Raw genomic sequence first — 887 nt, 5'->3', positions numbered from 1 at the left:
AAAAAGCCTTTACAGATAGGTTTGTGCAACAAAGCCCTTCAGATCTGGGAGTAACAATTCGAAGATCTCGTGATATTTTGAAAATGGCTATTAATGAAATTGAAACTAGCCCCTTGTCAGAATATCGAGTTAATTTAGCTGAAAGTATAGTAAAGGGTTCTTTATATTCAAAAATATCGCAAGAATGTCGCGATATAATAATCAAATGGAATAATATTTATTCACCATATACTAGAAGAATAGTTCTGAAAGGATTAAAACATTGGAATCCAGATGAGCAATTATTTAATACGCTATATAAGGCAATATTTGATGAAGATTGGTATTGTTCATATGAAGCAGCTCTGAGCTTTGCTACAGTATTCAAAAATGATGAACGATGTATAGAAATTTTAAGTAATTTGGCAAAAAAATACCCTAATCCAGAAGTAAGAGCTGTTGCTATATTAGCATTAGCTACCCAGAATATAGGTAGAGAAGTAGTTTTAGAAGTAATAGAAATTAATTCTAGCTCATGCAATTTACAAGTAATTAAGGCTGTTATTATAGCGAAGATAAAAAACAGTATTCAAAGTAGTAAAGATTTATCAATTTTATTAAATATGCTTCAAGATCAAAATTTATTTAGAGAAGAGCGTTCTATAATAAATATCATCAAAGAGGGATGGCCTAATAATATTGATTTAAAAACAAAGTTTATAAATTTTTGTAAAAAAACAGAATTTAATAAACATCAATATCATTTAGAATATTTAGTTAGTCAGTTCCCTAATGATGATATTGTTGCTGAAATAGTTTGTTCAGATTTAGAAAATAATAAACTATTTTCTTTTACAATGTTTGATTCGATATTGGATGGCGAATTCAAACATGAGGTGCGACAGTTT

Annotated in this window: 1 protein-coding gene; it reads left to right on the top strand. The window is 28.5% G+C overall.

The genetic code is table 11. The features are described from left to right. Positions 1-887: HEAT repeat domain-containing protein (locus HADU_RS15675; RefSeq protein WP_008306625.1), on the top strand; the 887-nt coding region annotated here is incomplete at both ends.

The organism is Acinetobacter sp. HA, from assembly GCF_000264725.1.
In the GTDB taxonomy this organism is placed as follows: domain Bacteria; phylum Pseudomonadota; class Gammaproteobacteria; order Pseudomonadales; family Moraxellaceae; genus Acinetobacter; species Acinetobacter schindleri.
Note: the sequence above shows the minus strand (reverse complement) of the source record. Positions and strands in the feature narration are given on the sequence as shown.